Source organism: Enterobacter sp. DVT3837 (assembly GCF_056238685.1).
Genome location: NZ_JBWDLA010000001.1, coordinates 2406492 through 2425093 on the forward strand (window position 1 = coordinate 2406492; position 18602 = coordinate 2425093).

The 18602-nt window shown below is 53.7% G+C and carries 13 protein-coding genes; 10 read left to right on the forward strand and 3 right to left on the reverse strand.

Annotation, left to right across the window (positions count from 1 at the left end; genetic code table 11):
• Window positions 1-10 precede the first annotated feature (10 nt).
• Together gudD and AC0XWG_RS11815 are read left to right on the forward strand one after the other, a co-directional pair.
• Window positions 11-1348, forward strand: a complete 1338-nt coding sequence (gene gudD / locus AC0XWG_RS11810; protein ID WP_128347316.1) for a glucarate dehydratase — start codon at window positions 11-13, stop codon at window positions 1346-1348.
• A gap of 77 nt (window positions 1349-1425) precedes the next feature.
• Window positions 1426-2565: a glycerate kinase gene (locus AC0XWG_RS11815; RefSeq protein ID WP_028016884.1), complete on the forward strand. Its 1140-nt coding sequence runs from the start codon at window positions 1426-1428 to the stop codon at window positions 2563-2565.
• 43 nt (window positions 2566-2608) lie between these two features.
• On the opposite strand, the gene barA is transcribed toward AC0XWG_RS11815, so the two are convergent.
• The gene (gene barA, locus AC0XWG_RS11820) at window positions 2609-5368 is read right to left on the reverse strand and encodes a two-component sensor histidine kinase BarA (protein WP_475680604.1); all 2760 of its coding nucleotides are present in this window, start codon (window positions 5366-5368) and stop codon (window positions 2609-2611) included.
• A gap of 57 nt (window positions 5369-5425) precedes the next feature.
• Here barA and rlmD point away from each other — a divergent pair, with 57 nt between their 5' ends.
• The 5 genes from rlmD (at window position 5426) to eno (ending at window position 13105) form a co-directional block, all read left to right on the forward strand.
• Window positions 5426-6724, forward strand: a complete 1299-nt coding sequence (gene rlmD / locus AC0XWG_RS11825; protein ID WP_475680605.1) for a 23S rRNA (uracil(1939)-C(5))-methyltransferase RlmD — start codon at window positions 5426-5428, stop codon at window positions 6722-6724.
• 51 nt (window positions 6725-6775) lie between these two features.
• Window positions 6776-9007 (forward strand): GTP diphosphokinase, encoded by a 2232-nt coding sequence (gene relA / locus AC0XWG_RS11830; protein WP_028016881.1) that lies wholly within the window; start codon window positions 6776-6778, stop codon window positions 9005-9007.
• Window positions 9008-9074: 67 nt separating this feature from the next.
• Entirely contained in the window at window positions 9075-9866 is a 792-nt protein-coding gene (mazG, locus tag AC0XWG_RS11835; RefSeq protein ID WP_108091048.1) for a nucleoside triphosphate pyrophosphohydrolase, read from the forward strand.
• 223 nt (window positions 9867-10089) lie between these two features.
• Window positions 10090-11727 carry a glutamine hydrolyzing CTP synthase gene (pyrG, locus tag AC0XWG_RS11840; RefSeq protein ID WP_028016879.1) on the forward strand — a complete coding sequence of 546 codons (1638 nt, stop codon included), beginning with the start codon at window positions 10090-10092 and terminating at the stop codon, window positions 11725-11727.
• Window positions 11728-11809: 82 nt separating this feature from the next.
• A complete protein-coding gene (gene eno, locus AC0XWG_RS11845; RefSeq protein WP_028016878.1) occupies window positions 11810-13105 on the forward strand; it encodes a phosphopyruvate hydratase in 1296 nt (431 codons plus the stop codon).
• Window positions 13106-13160: 55 nt separating this feature from the next.
• On the opposite strand, the gene AC0XWG_RS11850 is transcribed toward eno, so the two are convergent.
• Together AC0XWG_RS11850 and AC0XWG_RS11855 are read right to left on the reverse strand one after the other, a co-directional pair.
• Window positions 13161-14270, reverse strand: coding sequence for an SDR family oxidoreductase (locus tag AC0XWG_RS11850; RefSeq protein ID WP_028016877.1), 1110 nt, complete (start codon window positions 14268-14270; stop codon window positions 13161-13163).
• A gap of 347 nt (window positions 14271-14617) precedes the next feature.
• Entirely contained in the window at window positions 14618-15442 is an 825-nt protein-coding gene (locus tag AC0XWG_RS11855; RefSeq protein ID WP_028016876.1) for a MurR/RpiR family transcriptional regulator, read from the reverse strand.
• 165 nt (window positions 15443-15607) lie between these two features.
• Between AC0XWG_RS11855 and AC0XWG_RS11860 the strand changes: the two genes are divergently transcribed.
• Genes AC0XWG_RS11860 through queE form a run of 3 tightly spaced genes read left to right on the forward strand, consistent with a single transcriptional unit; the run spans window position 15608 to window position 18600 of the window.
• Window positions 15608-17167 (forward strand): maltose/glucose-specific PTS transporter subunit IIC, encoded by a 1560-nt coding sequence (locus tag AC0XWG_RS11860; protein ID WP_128347319.1) that lies wholly within the window; start codon window positions 15608-15610, stop codon window positions 17165-17167.
• Window positions 17167-17874 carry an N-acetylmannosamine-6-phosphate 2-epimerase gene (locus AC0XWG_RS11865; protein ID WP_128347320.1) on the forward strand — a complete coding sequence of 236 codons (708 nt, stop codon included), beginning with the start codon at window positions 17167-17169 and terminating at the stop codon, window positions 17872-17874. The genes AC0XWG_RS11860 and AC0XWG_RS11865 overlap by 1 nt, the downstream gene beginning before the upstream one ends.
• A 54-nt stretch (window positions 17875-17928) precedes the next feature.
• A complete protein-coding gene (gene queE / locus AC0XWG_RS11870) occupies window positions 17929-18600 on the forward strand; it encodes a 7-carboxy-7-deazaguanine synthase QueE (RefSeq protein WP_028016873.1) in 672 nt (223 codons plus the stop codon).
• Window positions 18601-18602 lie beyond the last annotated feature (2 nt).

The window sequence follows — 18602 nt, forward strand, 5'->3', positions numbered from 1 at the left end:
GGATAGAACGATGAGCACTTTTTCTACCCCCGTAGTCACTACCATGCAGATCATTCCGGTTGCGGGCCATGACAGCATGCTGATGAACCTGAGTGGTGCGCATGCGCCATTCTTTACCCGCAATATCGTGATTATCAAAGACAACTCCGGTCATACCGGTGTAGGCGAAATTCCGGGTGGGGAGAAGATCCGTACTACGCTGGAAGATGCCATTTCATTAGTTGTCGGTAAAACGCTGGGCGAGTACAAAAATGTGCTGAATACCGTGCGCAATACTTTCGCTGACCGCGATGCGGCTGGACGTGGGCTGCAAACGTTCGATCTGCGTACCACTATCCATGTGGTGACCGGTATCGAAGCGGCAATGCTGGACTTGTTAGGCCAGCACCTGGGCGTTAACGTCGCGTCACTGTTAGGCGATGGCCAGCAGCGCAGCGAAGTGGAAATGCTGGGCTATCTGTTCTTTGTCGGCGACCGCAAGCTGACGCCTCTGGCGTATCAGAGTCAGCCAGATGAACAATGCGACTGGTACCGACTTCGCCACGATGAGGCGATGACTCCGGATGCGGTGGTGCGTCTGGCGGAAGCCGCTTATGAGAAATACGGCTTCAACGATTTCAAACTGAAGGGGGGCGTGCTGGCGGGCGAAGAAGAGGCGGAAGCCATATCTGCGCTGGCGAAACGTTTCCCGCAAGCGCGCGTAACGCTCGATCCGAATGGGGCCTGGTCTCTTGATGAAGCGATCAGAATCGGTAAACAGCTGAAAGGCGTGCTGGCCTATGCGGAAGATCCGTGCGGGGCTGAACAAGGTTTCTCCGGCCGCGAAGTGATGGCGGAATTCCGCCGTGCAACAGGTTTGCCAACGGCAACAAACATGATAGCAACCGACTGGCGCCAGATGGGGCATACGCTTTCTCTGCAATCTGTCGATATTCCGCTGGCTGACCCGCACTTCTGGACGATGCAGGGTTCAGTGCGCGTGGCGCAGATGTGTCATGAGTTTGGCCTGACCTGGGGCTCGCATTCCAACAACCACTTCGATGTGTCGCTGGCAATGTTCACTCACGTTGCCGCTGCCGCACCGGGTACGATCACTGCGATTGACACGCACTGGATCTGGCAGGAAGGCAATCAGCGCCTGACCAAAGAGCCGTTTGAGATCAAAGGGGGCATGGTGCAGGTGCCGTCCACACCGGGGTTAGGTGTTGAGCTGGATATGGATCAGGTTATGAAAGCTCACGAGCTGTATCAGAAACATGGCCTGGGTGCGCGCGATGATGCGATGGCGATGCAGTATCTCATCCCGGGCTGGTCATTTGATAATAAACGTCCGTGCATGGTGCGATAAATGTGCAGGGAACGCTCCCATTGCTGGTCATTTGCGTGGTGTATGCTTAACGTAACAACGATGCGTAAGGATGGCTTATGAAAATTGTTATCGCACCGGACTCATATAAGGAAAGTTTGAGTGCGCTTGAGGTTGCGACAGCGATAGAGCGTGGTTTTCGCGAGATCTTCCCCGAGGCAGTTTACGTCAAACTGCCGGTCGCGGACGGTGGCGAAGGGACGGTTGAGGCGATGATCGCGGCAACGCAGGGAAGCATTATGCATGTTCCGGTGACCGGCCCGCTGGGCGAGCACGTGGACGGGTTTTATGGTTTGTCCGGTGATAAGCAGAGCGCCTTTATTGAAATGGCAGCGGCCAGCGGCCTGGAGCTGGTTGCGCCTTCGCAGCGTAATCCTCTGAGAACCACCTCCTGGGGAACAGGTGAGCTTATCCGTCATGCGCTGGATGCGGGCGTTAAGCATATCATTATTGGCATTGGCGGCAGTGCAACCAATGACGGCGGTGCAGGGATGGTGCAGGCGCTGGGCGCTAAATTGCTCGACGCGAGCGAACAGCCTCTTGGGCAGGGCGGGGGCGAGCTGGGAAAACTCGCGCGTATCGACCTGAGCGGGCTGGATAAACGCCTGGCTGAGTGCCGGATTGAGGTGGCCTGTGATGTCACTAATCCGCTCACCGGAAAGGATGGCGCGTCAGCCGTATTTGGTCCGCAAAAGGGGGCCACACCCGAGATGATCGTCACCCTGGACAACGCGCTTGCTCAGTATGCGCGGGTCATTGCCCGGGATCTGGATATCGATGTGTTGAACCTTGCTGGCGGTGGCGCAGCGGGCGGTATGGGGGCAGCACTGTATGCCTTTTGCGGTGCGCAGTTGCGCCAGGGGATTGAGATCGTGACCGATGCGCTACACCTGGCCGACCAGGTAGCCGATGCGGATTTGGTGATCACGGGTGAAGGACGCATCGACAGTCAGACGATCCACGGCAAAGTCCCGGTAGGTGTGGCGAAAGTGGCCAAACGCTTTAACAAACCCGTCATCGGTATTGCGGGGAGTCTGACGGCGGATGTTGGCGTGGTACACGAACACGGCATTGATGCGGTGTTTAGCGTGATCTACACCATCTGCTCACTGGAAGACGCGCTGGAAAATGCCAGTGAAAATGTCCAGATGGCCGCAAGGAATATCGCGGCGGCGCTGAAAATAGGGCAGGCATTTTAGCTGTGATTGCCGGGTAAGGCGAAACCGCCACCCGGCTTTTACCTCAGCTTCCCAGCACTTTCATCGCTTCCCGCGTCACATTATCCATCTCATCCAGCAGCTCCAGAAATTCCGGTTCAAGCTCAGATTCCGGCGTACCGGCACGCAGTTGCTGCTCCAGCAACTGGCAGAGATTTTTCAGCCGCGGCACGCCGCTGTATCCACAGCTGCCGTGCAGCTTGTGAATCGCTTCCAGCAGATCGTCCGGGTTTTCACCCACCAGTTGCTCTTCAACCTTATTGCGAATTTCCGGTAGAAACGCGACGAGCATTTGCAGCATTTCGCGCGCTAAGTCGGGTTTTCCTGCTGCCTGACGCAGCGCAAGCTGCCAGTCAAAAGTCGCGTTCTGATTGACGCTAATCTCAACTGGCTCGGCAGATGGCGTGTACGTCCCGCCTGAATGCCCCGGTTTATAGCGTAACAACAGGTTATGAAGTTTCTCTTCGTCGATAGGTTTAGCCAGATAATCATTCATCCCGGCACTCAATAGCTTCTCTTTCTGACCGGCCATCGCATGCGCGGTGACCGCAATCACCGGGGTCTGCTGCTGATGCGGGAGCTGATGGATCAGCTCACAGGCCCGAATGCCATCCATACCCGGCATTTGAATATCCATCAGAATTAAATCGAACTGCATCTGTTTAGCCTGTTCAACCGCCTGCGTGCCACTGGTACACAGTTCAACATGCTGAACCTGGTCTTCAAGCAATACGCCAATGAGCTTCAGGTTGGCCGGGTTATCATCCACGGCCATCACGCTCATCGGCAATTTTTGCTCATTGTCAATTGGAGGCAGAGCATTCTGGCTAAGACGGCAATATTCCGTCAACGCTGGCAGCAGTCTGGTCGCGGTAAGCGGTTTTAGCAGACACGCGGCGGCCCCGTCATTCTTCAACTCTTCTGCATTGAGCTGGGCATGGCAAGGGAGCGCCAGCAGCAGATAGTCGGTCATTGACGCGGCTTTCGCCAGCCGTTCCTGTTGCATGGTCAGTTCGCCGGTGAAAGTGACCGGGATCCCCATCAGCAGAATGTCGTAGTGTTCAACGGCAAGGGCTGAGAAGGTTGGGCTGTAGACCACTTCCAGCGGCGTGGTGCTTAAAATATCAAGCGCACACTGCGCCGCCGCCGCGTTAGGCTCGACGTAGGCCAGACGCTTGCCTTTCAGGCAGTCTGTCACCGGACCATCTGTCAGCACGTTCGGGTTGAGGTCCAGATTAATGTGGAACCAGAAGGTTGACCCCCGGTTCGGCTGGCTGTGGAAAGAGATATCTCCTCCCATCTCATTCACCAGTCTCTGCGTGATCACCAGCCCCAGACCAGTACCGCCATGACGGCGGGAGATACTGGCGTCTGCCTGACGAAACGCCTGGAACAACCGCGACTGATCGCGCTCAGGGATACCGATGCCGGTATCGCGGATCTGCACTTCAATCTGAACCTTGTTATTACTGATAGAACGTTTTTCCACCAGAATGTCGATGTTACCGCTTTCGGTGAACTTAATGGCATTTCCGACAAGGTTAGTAATAACCTGCTGCAGACGTAGCGGGTCGCCAATGACGTTATCCGGCACATCGTTCTTGATGTTAAGTGTCAGCTCCAGCCCTTTATCGTGCGAGGAGTGTGCGAGAAGCGTGACCACTTCATCCAGTGTGCTCCGCAACGGGAACGGGATACTCTCCAGAATAAGCTTGCCTGCTTCCAGCTTGGAGAAGTCCAGCACGTCGTTAATGATCGCTAACAGGTTGTTAGCGGAGCGCTCGATAGTGTGCAGATGGTCGCGCTGAGTCGGGTTAAGCTCGCTTTTCAGCGTCAGGCGGGTAAAGCCGATCACACCATTGAGCGGTGTACGCAGCTCGTGTGACATATTGGCAAGGAATTCAGATTTAATACGTGCCGCTTCCTGCGCACGCTTTATCGCCAGATCCAGCTCAACGTTCTGAATCTCCATCTGTTCCAGCGTTTCGCGCAGGTCAGACGTGGCCTGGTCAACGTTGTGCTGCATCTCTTCGTGATACGCCGCCAGAGACATCGCCATCGAGTTGATGCCATTTTTCAGCATATCCAGCTCGCCCAGCATAAACCCTTCAACGCGGCTGTCGAGCTGACCCCGGCGAATACGGTCAACCGTGTTGACCATGTTGCGGATGGGCCCCGTCACATCGCGCATCAGACGCCAGCCGAAGATCAGTGCAATACCGATGCAGAACAACATCATCACGCCAGAGATGAAAATTTCTTTGTACTGCTGTAGCCGTACCGACTTGAGATCCAGCTCCAGTGCGACATATCCCAGCATATTATTGCTGGATTTGGCGTCGGATTGCGCAGACTCATCGGGTGAATAACTTTCTGAAATGATCGGCGTGCGCAGGATCATGATATCCCCGCGCCGAAGCACTGTGAGCTGGCGCGGGAACGGTGTGCCGTCAGGGATTTTCAGGGACGCCGGATCGAGATGAAAATTCGAGGTCACAAACAGACGGTTATGTTCGTCGTAAACGGAAATGGCACGAACAATGTCCGAGTGACGACGGTGGAGCACGCTGATTAACTGACCAATGGACTCGCGGTTTTGCAGGTTCATCCCATACTCACTGGAAACGGCCAGCGGTTCGATGATGCTGGCGCCAGCACCTTCCAGTTGACGCTGCAAATCGTTATAGCGATGCACCACAAAGAAGATACTCAGCAGCAAACCGATAAGAACGGTGGGGGCGAGGATCAAAATCATCATGCGCGCGCGCAGGCTGTAGTTGGTCATGGCGTTCCGTTATGGGACAATTAAGATAATTATGTTTATGTGAGAAAAATCTCGGCGATGGCGCAATTCTACTCTGCAAAACGACGCGTGACGACGCGTCAAATCATCACTGTTGAAGCTACGGACCTGGATCCTTTTGGCCAGGGGGTTGCTCGACATAATGGTAAGACTCTGTTTATAACAGGTTTACTGCCAACAGAACGAGCAGAAATTACGCTGACAGAAGATAAACGGCAGTACGCCCGTGGACAGGTGAAGCGTCGCCTCAACGATAGCCCACAGCGTGTGGAACCTCGTTGCCCGCACTTTGGTATCTGCGGAGGCTGTCAGCAACAGCATGCGAGCACAGAATTACAGCAAAAAAGCAAAAGCAGTGCCCTGGCGCGTCTGCTTAAACATGACGTTAGCGAGATTATTGCCGATGAGGCGTGGGGTTATCGCCGCCGTGCGCGCCTGAGTCTCAGCTTTCAACCAAAAACTGAGCGGCTGGAGATGGGGTTTCGCAAAGCCGGCTCCAGCGATATCGTTGATGTGAAGCATTGCCCTGTTTTGGTGCCCCATCTTGAGGCATTGCTTCCAAAAGTGCGCATTTGTCTCTCCGGGCTGGAGGGGGTTCGCCACCTTGGGCATGTCGAACTGGTCATGGCAAATAATGGCCCGCTGATGGTTTTGCGCCACACCACGCCGTTGTCGAAAAAAGATCGCGAAAAACTGGAACACTTTTCGCATTCCCACGACCTGGCGCTTTTCCTGGCACCACAAAGCGAGATACTTGAGCAGGTTACAGGTGACGCGCCCTGGTATGCGTCAAACGGACTACGCTTAACGTTCAGCCCGCGGGATTTCATTCAGGTAAATGATGGCGTTAATCAGCAGATGGTTGAGAAAGCGCTGGCGTGGCTGGATGTTCAGAAAAGCGATCGGGTGCTCGATCTGTTCTGCGGAATGGGTAACTTCACGCTGCCGTTGGCGCTAAAAGCCGCCAGCGTCGTCGGCGTGGAAGGTGTTGAGGCGCTGGTGGCTAAAGGGCGGGAGAACGCAGAGCAGAACGGCTTGCAAAATGTGACCTTCTTTCATCAAAATCTTGAGGAAGATGTCACCCAAAAGCCGTGGGCGAAGCAGGGCTTTGATAAAATTTTACTCGACCCGGCTCGTGCCGGTGCTCCGGGTGTCATGGCACGTATTATTAAACTCGCGCCGAAGCGTGTGGTCTATGTTTCCTGTAACCCGGCAACGCTTGCCCGTGACAGTGAGGCATTAATCAGTGCGGGTTACCAGATTCGGCGTCTGGCAATGCTGGACATGTTCCCGCACACTGGACATCTGGAATCGATGGTGTTGTTCGAGCACATCTAATTTGTTTGGCTTGTCGACTTCGACAGGCCCTGGTCCCTAAAGGAGAGGACAATGGTTGCGGTAAGAAGTGCACATCTTAATAAAGCTGGGGAATTTGACCCACAAAAATGGATCGCAAGTCTGGGAATTTCCAGCCAGCAGTCGTGTGAACGCTTAACCGAAACCTGGGCCTATTGTTTGCGCACCACGCAGGGGCATCAGGATGCCGATCTTCTCTTATGGCGCGGCGTGGAGATGGTTGAAATCTTATCCATGCTGAACATGGATATCGAAACGTTGCAGGCCGCGCTTCTGTTCCCGCTTGCCGATGCGGACGTCGTCACTGAAGACGTACTGCGCGAAAGCGTTGGAAAATCGGTCGTGGCGCTGATCCACGGCGTACGCGATATGGCTGCCATCCGCCAGCTTAAGGCTGCGCACACTGACTCTGTCTCTTCAGAACAGGTCGATAACGTTCGCCGCATGCTGCTGGCCATGGTGGATGATTTCCGCTGTGTGGTCATCAAACTTGCCGAGCGTATTGCCCATCTGCGTGAAGTGAAGGATGCACCGGAAGACGAGCGCGTGCTGGCCGCCAAAGAGTGTACAAACATCTATGCGCCGCTCGCAAACCGTTTAGGGATTGGTCAACTGAAATGGGAGCTGGAAGATTATTGCTTCCGCTACCTGCACCCGGCGGAATATAAACGCATTGCCAAACTGCTGCATGAGCGCCGTATCGACCGCGAGCATTATATCGAGGAGTTTGTCAGCGGGTTGCGTCAGTCAATGAAAGAAGAGAATGTGCGTGCCGAAGTCTACGGTCGACCAAAGCACATCTACAGTATCTGGCGCAAAATGCAGAAGAAACATCTCGCTTTTGACGAGCTGTTTGACGTGCGCGCAGTACGTATCGTGGCGGAGCGTCTGCAGGACTGCTATGCCGCGCTGGGGATAGTGCACACTCACTTCCGCCACCTGCCGGATGAGTTCGATGACTATGTCGCGAACCCGAAACCTAACGGCTACCAGTCTATTCATACCGTTGTGCTCGGCCCTGGCGGCAAAACGGTCGAAATTCAGATCCGCACCAAACAGATGCACGAAGACGCCGAACTGGGCGTTGCCGCGCACTGGAAATATAAAGAAGGCACCTCCGGTGGGGCGCGTTCCGGCCATGAAGATCGCATCGCCTGGCTGCGTAAGCTGATTGCGTGGCAGGAAGAGATGGCCGACTCCGGCGAGATGCTTGACGAGGTGCGCAGCCAGGTCTTTGACGACCGGGTGTATGTCTTTACCCCGAAAGGGGATGTCGTTGATCTGCCTGCGGGCTCTACACCGCTCGATTTTGCCTACCATATCCACAGTGATGTGGGGCACCGCTGTATCGGGGCGAAAATCGGCGGGCGCATTGTACCGTTCACCTACCAGTTGCAGATGGGCGACCAGATTGAAATTATCACCCAGAAGCAGCCAAACCCGAGCCGGGACTGGCTGAATCCAAACCTGGGTTACGTGACGACCAGCCGTGGGCGCTCCAAAATTCACGCCTGGTTCCGTAAACAGGATCGTGACAAGAACATCCTTGCGGGTCGTCAGATCCTTGATGATGAGCTGGAGCATATTGGCATCAGCCTGAAAGAGGCGGAGAAGTTCCTGCTGCCGCGCTACAACTTTAACGAGCTTGATGAGCTGTTAGCGGCCATTGGCGGCGGCGATATCCGCCTGAATCAGATGGTGAACTTCCTGCAGGCGCAGTTCAATAAGCCGAGTGCGGCAGAGCAGGATGCAGCCGCGCTGAAGCAGTTGCAGCAGAAAACCTATGCCCCGCAGCAGCGCAGCAAAGACAATGGTCGCGTGGTGGTGGAAGGCGTAGGCAATCTTATGCACCACATTGCGCGCTGCTGCCAGCCTATCCCGGGCGACGATATCGTCGGCTTTATCACCCAGGGGCGCGGAATTTCGATTCACCGCTCCGACTGCGACCAGCTTGCCGAGCTACAATCGCATGCGCCTGAGCGCATCGTGGAAGCGGTCTGGGGCGAGAGCTATTCCGCGGGTTACTCGCTGGTGGTGCGCGTTACTGCCAACGATCGCAGCGGGCTGCTGCGCGACATTACCACCATTCTCGCCAACGAGAAGGTCAACGTGCTGGGCGTCGCCAGCCGCAGCGATACCCGCGAGCAGCTTGCCACCATCGATATGACCATCGAAATCTATAACCTGCAGGTGCTGGGCCGCGTGCTGGGCAAACTGAACCAGGTGCCGGATGTGATTGACGCGCGTCGTCTGCACGGCGGTTAAACACACTCTTCTGTAAGCCGGGTAAGGCTTTGCCGCCACCCGGCTTGTTTTTTTAATGGAAAACACTATGACTCAAATCGACCGCCTGCTCGGCATCATGAAACGTCTTCGGGACCCGGAAAACGGCTGTCCGTGGGACAAAGAGCAGACTTTCGCCACCATCGCCCCGTACACACTTGAAGAGACCTATGAGGTGCTGGACGCCATCTCTCGTGAAGATTTTGACGACCTGCGCGGCGAGTTGGGCGATCTGCTGTTCCAGGTGGTGTTCTATGCACAAATGGCGCAGGAAGAAGGGCGCTTTAACTTTGACGACATCTGTGCCGCCATCAGCGACAAGCTTGAGCGCCGCCACCCCCATATTTTTGGTGATGCCACTGCAGGGAACAGCGCGGAAGTGCTGGTCCGCTGGGAACAAATCAAAAGCGCCGAGCGTGCAGAGAAATCTCAGCACTCCGCGCTGGACGATATTCCTCTGAGTCTGCCTGCGCTGATGCGTGCCCATAAAATTCAGAAACGCTGCTCTGCAGTCGGGTTTGACTGGACGTCCCTCGGCCCGGTACTGGACAAAGTGCATGAAGAGATAGACGAAGTGATGCACGAAGCGCAGCAGGCAGTGGTGGATGAAGCAAAGCTGGAAGAGGAGATGGGCGATCTGCTGTTTGCGACTGTCAACCTTTCACGCCACCTGGGCGTAAAAGCGGAAACCGCGCTGCAAAAAGCCAACATTAAGTTCGAGCGTCGTTTTCGCGAAGTCGAACGAATTGTGGCCTCGCGCGGCCTGGAAATGACCGGGGTAGACCTCGATGTGATGGAAGAAGTCTGGCAGGAAGTAAAACGCCAGGAATCTGATCTCTAACGGATTTTTGCGATCAAGCGCAATTTGTGTGATTTTTTAAATGACAAGCGCTTGATTTGCGTCAAAAACATTTACCCAAAACGGGCTATTTTCTCACTCCTTATGTTTGTCATGGCCTGGAATGGAGACGGAGAATGAAAGTTTGTGGCGCTCGCCGTGTTCGGGTATACTACTTTCCCGTCCTGGTTATTCCATCGTTTCACCCTAACTTCTCAGGTTCAGCATGACAACGAACTATATTTTTGTGACCGGCGGGGTCGTATCCTCTCTGGGTAAAGGCATTGCCGCAGCCTCCCTCGCAGCCATTCTTGAAGCCCGTGGCCTCAATGTGACCATGATGAAACTGGATCCGTACATCAACGTCGATCCGGGCACCATGAGCCCAACCCAACACGGGGAAGTGTTCGTTACTGAAGACGGCGCTGAAACCGATCTGGATCTTGGCCACTACGAGCGTTTCATCCGCACCAAAATGACCCGTCGTAACAACTTCACGACTGGCCGCATCTATTCCGACGTTCTGCGTAAAGAGCGCCGTGGTGACTACCTGGGCGCGACCGTGCAGGTTATCCCACACATCACGAACGCAATTAAAGAACGTGTTCTTGCCGGTGGCGAAGGGCATGACGTGGTGCTGGTTGAAATCGGCGGTACTGTAGGGGATATCGAATCCTTGCCATTCCTGGAAGCGATTCGTCAGCTGGCGGTGGATATTGGTCGTGAACACGCGCTGTTCATGCACCTGACGCTGGTGCCTTACATGGCAGCCGCAGGTGAAGTGAAAACCAAACCGACTCAGCACTCGGTGAAAGAGCTGCTCTCCATTGGTATTCAGCCTGACATCCTGGTTTGCCGTTCCGATCGTGCTATCCCGGCGAACGAACGTGCGAAAATTGCATTGTTCTGTAACGTGCCTGAAAAAGCCGTTATTTCAATGAAAGATGTCGATTCCATTTATAAAATCCCGGGCCTGTTGAAATCACAGGGCCTGGACGATTATATTTGTAAACGATTCAGCTTGAACTGCCCGGAAGCAAATCTGTCCGAATGGGAACAGGTTATTTACGAAGAAGCTAATCCGGCTGGTGAAGTGACTATCGGTATGGTCGGCAAGTATATCGAACTGCCGGATGCCTATAAGTCAGTGATCGAAGCGCTGAAACACGGTGGTCTGAAGAACCGTGTCTCCGTGAATATCAAGCTGATTGATTCGCAGGATGTTGAAACGCGTGGCGTTGAAATCCTGAAAGATCTGGATGCAATTCTCATCCCTGGCGGCTTCGGCTACCGTGGTGTAGAAGGCAAGATCGCCACCGCGCGCTATGCGCGTGAGAACAATATTCCATACCTCGGCATCTGTCTGGGTATGCAGGTTGCGCTGATCGAATTTGCGCGCAACGTAGCGGGAATGGAAAACGCGAACTCTACGGAATTTGTGCCAGACTGTAAGTACCCTGTAGTGGCGCTTATCACTGAATGGCGTGACGAAGACGGTAACGTCGAAGTCCGTACCGAGAAGAGCGATCTGGGTGGCACCATGCGTCTTGGCGCACAGGCCTGCCAGCTGTCCGACGATAGCGTGGTTCGCAAGCTGTATGGCGAGTCAACCATCACTGAACGCCATCGTCACCGCTATGAAGTCAACAATATGTTGTTGAAACAAATTGAAGCCGCGGGTCTGCGTGTTGCGGGCCGCTCCGGGGATGATCAGTTAGTCGAGATCATTGAAGTGCCAAACCATCCGTGGTTTGTCGCCTGCCAGTTCCACCCGGAATTTACTTCAACGCCACGTGACGGGCATCCGCTGTTTGCAGGCTTTGTGAAGGCCGCCAGCGACTACCAGAAGCGTCAGGCGAAGTAAAAAAAGTTAGAACGGCAACGCGTACCCCTGGTACGCGTTGTTTGTCTGGAGTTTTAGTTTAACTTGTACTGAGGAAAATCTAATGTCCAAAATCGTTAAAGTCATCGGTCGTGAAATCATCGACTCCCGTGGTAACCCGACCGTTGAAGCCGAAGTTCATCTGGAAGGTGGTTTCGTCGGTATGGCAGCAGCTCCATCAGGTGCTTCTACTGGTTCCCGCGAAGCGCTGGAACTGCGCGATGGCGACAAATCCCGTTTCATGGGCAAAGGCGTACTGAAAGCGGTTGGCGCTGTAAACGGTCCTATTGCTCAGGCAATCCTTGGCAAAGACGCCAAAGACCAGGCTGGCATCGACAAGATCATGATCGATCTGGACGGTACTGAAAACAAATCTAACTTCGGTGCGAACGCAATCCTGGCTGTTTCCCTGGCGAACGCCAAAGCAGCAGCTGCAGCGAAAGGTATGCCACTGTTCGAACACATTGCTGAACTGAACGGCACCCCAGGCAAATACTCCATGCCAGTACCAATGATGAACATCATCAACGGTGGTGAGCACGCGGACAACAACGTTGATATTCAGGAATTCATGATTCAGCCAGTTGGCGCGAAATCCCTGAAAGAAGCGGTACGCATGGGTTCTGAAGTGTTCCACAACCTGGCTAAAGTTCTGAAAGCTAAAGGTATGAACACTGCTGTTGGTGACGAAGGTGGTTATGCGCCAAACCTGGGTTCTAACGCAGAAGCACTGGCAGTAATCGCAGAAGCAGTTAAAGCTGCTGGCTACGAGCTGGGCAAAGACATCACCCTGGCGATGGACTGTGCAGCATCTGAATTCTACAAAGACGGTAAATACGTTCTGGCTGGCGAAGGCAACAAAGCGTTCACCTCTGAAGAGTTCACTCACTTCCTGGAAGACCTGACCAAACAGTACCCAATCGTTTCTATCGAAGACGGTCTGGACGAATCTGACTGGGCTGGTTTCGCATACCAGACCAAAGTACTGGGCGACAAAATCCAGCTGGTTGGTGACGATCTGTTCGTAACCAACACCAAGATCCTGAAAGAAGGCATCGAGAAAGGCATCGTTAACTCCATCCTGATCAAATTCAACCAGATCGGTTCTCTGACCGAAACTCTGGCTGCGATCAAAATGGCGAAAGACGCTGGCTACACCGCTGTTATCTCTCACCGTTCTGGCGAAACTGAAGACGCTACCATCGCTGACCTGGCTGTTGGTACCGCTGCAGGCCAGATCAAAACCGGTTCTATGAGCCGTTCTGACCGTGTTGCTAAATACAACCAGCTGATTCGTATCGAAGAAGCTCTGGGCGAAAAAGCACCATACAACGGTCGTAAAGAGATCAAAGGCCAGTAATAGCCTTTAAGCCTTAGAATGAAAATGCCAGTCGAATGACTGGCATTTTTTTTGGCTATTTAAAATCGACTGCCATCTGTTCGGGGATTGTTAGCCCCTGAGTCGTCTGTACGCAGCGGGCGATATAATCCGTAAAGCGGGGTGGCTTCGGCATCCCCATGCTCAACAGCTTATCGTTGCTGAAGCGCACGTTAAGCGTGGCAAACGCACCGTATAAACGCATTGCTTTTAGCATCAGACGTTCGTTGCATGGACCAAAAATATTTTTCAATTCGCGGCGCATTCTAACCAGCGTTTCGTAGCTGACCTGAGCATACCGATCGCCAACAGGGGCTTTCTCTAGCGCCTGCGCCATGGCCTGATCGATATCCGCAAAGCGAACGCTATTCTCTTCCCCAGCAGAAATATGTACCACTTCCCCAGGACGAGCGTTGCTGGTGAGCAGCATTAACAACGCATCGGCGCAATAATCCACCGGAACAACGTCGATTCTGTCTTCCATTGAGCACATAAACTTCTGCAGCATCAGGCCCATGCTAAAGACCCAGAAAATGCTGCTCGACGGCGTGCAACCGTGACGAGTATGGCCGACGACGATGGACGGGCGAGCGATGAGCAACGGCAGGTTCGGGCACTCCTGGCGCATCAGCTGTTCGATAGTTGACTTCGAAAACGTGTATTCCACCAGGTGTTCAGCATTTTCTCTGAATTCAGCGCTTTCAGCGACCAGGGAATCCTGTTCCGGCGTGCATGACATTGCCGTGCCTACGTGCAGGAAACGCTGTAAGGCCGTCACCCGTTCCATGCGACGCGCCAGCGCCAGCGTGCCCTCGACATTGACCTTCCAGATCAGCGGATTATTACCAAAAGACGCAACAGCTGCACAGTTAACGACGTGCGTGACCTGGTCCAGGCGAGGATCGTCCAGAAATGCTTCCGGCTGGCTGAGGTCACCAATGAGGATATTATCTACGCTCAGAGAAGCCAGTTTATTCTCAGGCACATTGAATTTGCGCATGTTCTCTTGCACACGCTCCAGCCCACCTTGCGGATCGCTGGCACGCGCGAGCAAAAGGAGTTTTACGGGTTTATCATTGGTCAGTATTTTTTCGAGTACTGCACCGCCCAGAAATCCTGTTACGCCTGTAATCAATAACATCTTCATTAATACCGTCTCATTATGGTTGATGAGGCGGATTGTAGGCGCACAAAAGTAAACGGCATTTAAATAATAAAACGCCGAAAATGAAGGCTTCTTAAGCTTATTTTAAGAAAAGGAAATCAGGTGGATGTATTCGACATTGTGGAAAGGTAAAAAATTCAAATTATAAAAAAGAATATTTTAAGTTAATGATTTTAAAGATTTTTTATAAGCTCAATCTTACTATTAATAGTTATTCAAAATGTAATAAGCAAAATACTTTGTTACACCATTCATTTGTTCGGTAAATGATTTAAGTGAAACTGAATACCAAAAACCGCAGGCTGTTTTATTTAGCCTGCGAACTATTTTTAGAGTAACAGAGGGAGCGTAGCGCTGGCCGTTTGCTGGCTAACGTCGCCATAATGGCCATCCAGCGCAATCATGGAGGTGGTCAGCAGCTCGACCAGCAGCATGACGCCAACTTTAGCATTGAGTGCGCCAGCGCTAAGAGGCCCTTCGGGCTTGGCGGCAACCAGCTGAATATCGCTCAGGGAAGCCAGCGGGCTACGGGGGGTATTGCTGAGGGCTAACACCTTGACGCCGCGCTTGCGTGCAAGTTTCACCACGTGGAGTAAATCCCGCGTTGAACCCGAACTGGAGATGGCCACGACCAGGGTCTCCTTCGAAAGGGTCGTCGCATTCATGGCTGCGCGGTGCATATCACTAAACAGCTGTGCGGGTTTGCCCAGCCGCAACAGCTTGTAATGCAGGTACTCACCGAGGATCGCGCTGGCCGCAACGCCATAAATCTGTACGGATTGCGCCTGGTGCAGCGCTAGCGCCGCCTTTTCAAGCAACGCCCGGTCAAGGAGTCTGGCAGTATCCTGCAAAGCCTGTACTGACTCATCAACAACGTTATCAATTTCATCTCCGGTCTGTCGCGCGGGCTGGCCCTGCTGAATATCCAGAGCAAGTGCCATTTTAAATTCGTTATATCCCTTGCAGCCCAGCGTGCGGCAAAGACGCGTGACGCTGGCCTCGCTGGTGCGACTTTCGCGCGCCAGTTCAGTGATCGTCAGGTAGAGCACCCGGGTAGGATCGTTGAGGACAAACTCGCCAAGTTTTTGTTGCGTTGGGCTGTACCCGGATGCCTCCTGGCGTAGCTTCAGCAGCAGGTTTTCATGGTCTGACATGCTAGATCCTTAATGCGTTTCTCTGCGACTAGTGTGGCGGAAAGCAGGGGAAAGATGCCAGTCATTTTGAAAAAGTATGATCATCCTCCTGTTTTTTGGTGGTAATTTTCATGTATTGATGTTTTTGTGGTAAAAATTTTCATCATTAAATGAGAGGATGAAAAAATGATGCAAATGTTCAGCGGGGCTTCTTCTGGGGGATGGTTTGAAAAAGCGCAGCGCTTTGGCAAATCCTTTATGTTACCTATCGCCGTATTGCCAGCAGCAGGTCTGCTGCTGGGGATAGGTGGCGCGTTATCGAATCCAAATACCCTCGCGGCATATCCGTTTTTGGATGTGAGCTGGCTTCAGGCCATCTTCACTATCATGAGCAGTGCGGGTTCAATTGTGTTTGCGAACCTCTCGGTGCTGTTTGCTGTTGGGGTTGCTGTCGGGCTGGCAAAAAGCGATAAGGGCACGGCCGGGCTGGCGGCGTTGCTCGCTTTTCTGGTGATGAATGCCACCATTAACGCGCTGCTGATCCTCACCGGAAAACTGGCGCATGATAATCCTGGCGCTGTGGGGCAGGGCATGACGCTGGGGATCCAGACCCTGGAAACGGGTGTGTTTGGTGGCGTGGTGATCGGTCTCGTGACCTGCGCTCTCCATCACCGGTTTAATAAAATTGCGCTTCCGCAATTTCTGGGCTTCTTTGGCGGTTCACGTTTTGTTCCCATTATCAGCTCGCTGGCAGCAATACTCGTCGGGGCCGTCATGACCGTCGTCTGGCCGCATTTCCAGAAACTGATCTTTGGTCTGGGTGGGCTGGTGGATGCGACGGGTTACCTGGGCACAATGCTCTATGGCTTCATTTTGCGTATGCTCGGCCCATTCGGTTTACATCACATCTTCTATCTTCCTTTCTGGACTACCGCGCTCGGCGGGAGTGAGATCGTCAACGGTCATCTGGTCGAAGGCACACAGCGGATCTTCTTCGCGCAACTGGCCGATCCTACGACGCGTCAGTTTTACGAAGGGACGTCGCGCTTTATGTCCGGGCGCTTCATTACGATGATGTTTGGCCTGCTCGGTGCATGTCTCGCGATGTACCACACGGCAAAACCCGAGAACAAAAAACGCGTCGCCGGGCTGCTGCTCTCTGCGGCATTAACCTCGTTCCTGACCGGGATTACCGAGCCTATCGAGTTCTCCTTCCTGTTTATTGCGCCGGTGCTTTACGTCATTCATGCGCTGTTTGACGGGCTGGCGTTCATGCTCGCACACATGCTGCATATCACCATCGGGCAAACCTTCTCCGGCGGTTTTATCGACTTCGTGCTGTTTGGCATTCTTCAGGGTGAGGCCAAAACCCACTGGATGTTCGTACCGCTGGTCGGCGTGCCGTGGTTCTTCCTCTACTACTTCACGTTCCGCTATCTGATTAACCGCTTTGATTTTGCCACGCCGGGGCGTGAAAAAGAGGCGGTGGCGGATGAGGTCAGTCTGCCGCAAAGCGAGCGCGCTGCAGCGGTAATCGCCGGGCTGGGTGGAAAAGACAATCTGGACGAGGTGGACTGCTGCGCCACGCGCCTTCGTGTCACGGTGAAAGACGGCAGCAAAGTGAATGAAGCAGCATTGAAAGCCACCGGTGCACGCGGCGTCATTGTGCGCGGTAACGGTGTTCAGGTCATTTATGGCCCGCATGTCACGATTATCAAAAACGAAGTTGAAGAGATCTTATCGTAATGAAAACTGTACTGGATAACCTGAAAGGAAAACTGGTCGTCTCTTGTCAGGCGCTGGAGAATGAACCGCTGCATAGCCCGTTTATTATGTCACGGATGGCGCGGGCAGCGTTTCAGGGCGGGGCTGCTGCCATCCGCGCCAACAGCGTGGTGGATATTGCGGCCATTAAACAGGAGGTTTCTTTACCCGTTATCGGCATCATCAAACGGGATTATCCTGGTAGCGCGGTGTTTATCACTGCGACAATGAAAGAAGTGGATGAGCTGATGAGCGTCTCTCCGGAAATCATTGCACTTGATGCGACTGCGCGCGAGCGTCCTGGCGGTGAATCACTGTCAACGCTGGTCAGCCACATCCGTAAACGTTACCCCGGGATAGTGCTGATGGCGGATATATCCAGCTTAGAAGAAGCCGAAACCGCGCAGGAACTGGGCTTTGATTGTGTTGGAACCACGCTTTACGGCTATACGGCGGAAAGTGCGGGTCATGCTTTACCTGATAATGACTGCGCATTCCTGAAGGATGTGCTGGCTGCCGTCACGGTTCCGGTGGTTGCCGAAGGCAACGTCGATACCCCTGAGCGCGCGGCCAGATGCCTGGCACTGGGAGCGCATATGGTGGTCGTTGGTGGGGCAATCACCCGTCCACAGCAGATCACTGAACGGTTTATGGCAGCGATTGGCGCGCAAAGCACCGATCAAGCATGACCATCTGGCGGGGATCTGCGATAATTATCGTTTATCCCCTTTACTGAGATGACTATGCAGTACCCGATTAACGAGATGTTCCAGACCCTGCAAGGCGAGGGTTACTTTACCGGCGTTCCCGCTATTTTCATTCGTTTACAGGGATGCCCGGTTGGCTGTGCCTGGTGTGATACCAAACATACGTGGGATAAGCTCGCAGATCGGGAAGTGTCGCTGTTTAGCATTCTGGCGAAAACCAAAGAGAGCGATAAGTGGGGCGCGGGCAGTTCAGAAGATCTGCTGGCCATTATTGGTCGTCAGGGCTGGACGGCGCGCCATGTGGTGATCACCGGGGGTGAACCCTGCATCCACGATCTGACGCCGCTAACCGAGCTGCTCGAAAAGAACGGTTACAGCTGCCAGATTGAAACCAGCGGTACCCATGAAGTGCGTTGTTCCCACACCACGTGGGTGACGGTATCACCCAAAGTGAATATGCGCGGCGGATACGATGTCCTGTCTCAGGCGCTGGAACGTGCAGATGAGATAAAACACCCGGTAGGTCGCGTGCGTGATATTGAAGCACTGGATGAACTGCTGGCAACCCTCTCGGATGAAAAGCAGCGGGTCATTGCCCTGCAGCCTATCAGCCAGAAAGAGGACGCGACGCGCCTGTGCATTGAAACCTGTATCGCGCGTAACTGGCGTCTGTCGATGCAGACGCACAAGTACCTGAATATAGCCTGAAA